Origin of the sequence: Tritonibacter sp. SIMBA_163 (genome assembly GCF_046535935.1) — a bacterium.
Classification (GTDB): domain Bacteria; phylum Pseudomonadota; class Alphaproteobacteria; order Rhodobacterales; family Rhodobacteraceae; genus Epibacterium; species Epibacterium scottomollicae.
Genome location: NZ_JAWJBP010000259.1, coordinates 1 through 299, shown reverse-complemented (window position 1 = coordinate 299; position 299 = coordinate 1). Strand labels below are relative to the sequence as shown.

General features: G+C 69.9%; 1 pseudogene. It reads left to right on the top strand.

The features are described 5' to 3' along the window. Positions 1-299 (top strand): annotated as a pseudogene (locus tag R0J92_RS22320) (capsule biosynthesis protein); the annotation flags it as partial.

Sequence of the window (299 nt, the reverse complement as noted above, 5' to 3'; positions counted from 1 at the left end):
GGCCGAGGCACGCAGCTCTGCCACCGCCCGCCCGGTAGACCCGCCACGGCAAAGCCCTGCCTCCTTTGCGGCCGCAACCGAGCCCGCCGGGGCAGAGCACCAGCAGGCACAGCCGTCAGGTCCATCGCCCGCGGCACCGTCGCAACCAGCCGCAAACGCCGCGCAAACCAGTGGCGATCAGGCAGCGTCCGCAGCTGAGGGCGAGGGATCCAATGACATCGAAGAGATCAAACGCGCAGGCCTCACGGGGCGCCAACTCAGCCTGGCCCGTCGCGTGGCGCAGAAACACGATTTGCCGG